The 2,027-nt window shown below is 73.1% G+C and carries 1 protein-coding gene and 1 pseudogene; both read right to left on the reverse strand.

Annotated elements, in window-relative coordinates:
* Positions 1 to 1,392, reverse strand: a 1,392-nt coding sequence (locus DD1DGNOD_RS22215) for a hypothetical protein (protein ID WP_131770974.1), incomplete at its 3' end; no start/stop codon positions are given.
* Positions 1,393 to 1,467: 75 nt separating this feature from the next.
* Positions 1,468 to 2,027 (reverse strand): annotated as a pseudogene (locus DD1DGNOD_RS22220) (hypothetical protein); the annotation flags it as partial.

Below are 2,027 nucleotides of genomic sequence, written 5' to 3' on the forward strand. Positions count from 1 at the left end.
GGTGACGGCGCCGTGCGGCTCGATGGCGATGGGGCCGTCGCCGCCGCGTGGGCCGTAGGGCGAGGTGTGGTAGCCGGCGTCTGCCCGGTCGAGGGTGTCGGGGTCGAGGACGGGATCGTGGGAGGCGGTCCGGCGCAGGGGGTAGAGCGGGATCGGGCCGGACAGGCCGGCCGCGACCTCGGTGGCCTCCCGGACGGTGGTCAGTGTTTCCCCGTCCCGTAAGGGGATACCGGCCTGGTCGCGGGCGTCGAGGAGGCTGTTCAGGGTGGGCCAGGCGGTGCCCGCGGTGGGGATCACGTCGTCGGCGGGCAGCCGCACGGACGGCCAGGTGGGGTCGTCGGGTTGGATCTCGTAGATGGTGCCGCCGTCCTCGCGGAAGGCCCGCAGGACGGTGCCGTCGGTGAAGACGGGGTCGTCGACGCTGCGGACCCGTGCGCCGAAGGCGAGAACACCCGGGCGGGAGCAGCCGGTGTCGGCCGGCGTCAGGGTGGGTCGGACGCGGTGGGCGGGGCTGGCCATGACCCGGTCGGGATGGTCGCGCCAGGGGTGGCCAGGCAGGTCGGCGAGGTCGGGCCGCCACAGGTAGTCGATGACCGTGCCGTCGGGGTCGGTGACCGCGCCGGTGACGATTCCGGTGGTGGGTGCCTGCCCGTCCCGGGCGATGACCGTGACGCGGACACCGGGCGGGTAGAGGCCGTGGGGTGGGGTGAGGGCGTCGGACAGCTTTTCGCCGTGGGTGTCGAGGAAGTCCCGCTGCCGGGGGGAGAGACGGTCGGGTGGGGTGTGGACGGTGAGGTTGACGATCGCGCGTAGCGTGTCGTCGCCGCGGGGGTTGTCGGTGATCGGCATGGTGATGTCGTCCGCGGCGATGACCACCGTCTGGTCGTGCCAGATGCGGTAGCCGAGCTGGTGGCGGGGTGTTCCGCCGACGGTGACCGGGGCGGTGGGGATGACGTCGATCTGGATGGTGCCGTCGGTCCAGGTCCGTGCCGGGGTGTTGGCGTGCATCAGCCGCCCGTAGGTGCCGGCGCGGTCGCCGTACAGGTCGACCCGGCTCGTCCGCGACGGGCGGAACGACAGCGGGACGACCAGGGCGTCGGCGCCGGTCACCTGGGTCGGGTCGGGGTAGGGCTGGTAGGCGAGGGCCAGGTCCCGGAGAACCTCGTGGACGTCCGTGGGCAGCGCGAACCCGAGTCGTTCCTCGAGCTGCCAGCTGGTGACGGCGTGGACGCGCAGCAACGGGTCGGAAGGCGGGGACGCGTCGGCGGTGAACCAGCCACCGGTGCGGGGGAAGGCATTCGCGGTGTAGATCCCGGTGGTCGGATGGTGAGAGATGGCCCACCAGCAGCCTGTGGTTATGAATTTCACCGGGGATTCGTCGACCAGATACATCGGTATCCTCGTGGCTGTTCGGTCCTGGCACAGGCGGACGAAAAGAAAGCGGCGGCGGCCGGGGATACCGCGGGTTTACGGCCGCGGAAAAGGCGTGTCGAAGCCCGGGCCGGCGCCGTCCGCACAAGGGCGGGGCGACGCGCCGGCGCTGTCCCGATCGGCCGGTATAGAGCCGTGGACCGCGGTGGTGACGGCTGCCGCCGTGCCGGGAGCGGTGGCGGGTCCGGCAGAGGGACGGATCACCGGCGCGCCTGCCTCCGGATGCGCACGCGCCGGGACGCGGGTCGGACGGGTGGACACCGTGCCGTCCGGATCCGGGTGGACGGCGACGCAGCGTGCGCCGAGGGCGAGAACCTCCCCGGGCTGGACGGGCGCGTGGCCGTCGGCGAGGCGGGCGTGCAGCACGTCGTCGAGGGAGCGCCAGGCGGTGCCGGCGACCGGGATCAGGTCCCGGCCGTCCAGCGCGACCGGTTCGCGCGGCGCGTCGGGGAAGCGGACCAGGTAGGTGTAGCCGTCGGCGGTGGGGGTCGCGCGGATGGTCTGTCCGGTGCGGGTGTGGCCGTCGTCGGTGAGATAGGTGACGGTCGTCCGGTAGGGCAAGGGCAGTCTCGGGGGGTGGCCGTCCAGTCCGGGGT

Origin of the sequence: Candidatus Protofrankia californiensis (genome assembly GCF_900634765.1) — a bacterium.
In the GTDB taxonomy this organism is placed as follows: Bacteria; Actinomycetota; Actinomycetes; order Frankiales; family Frankiaceae; genus Protofrankia; species Protofrankia californiensis.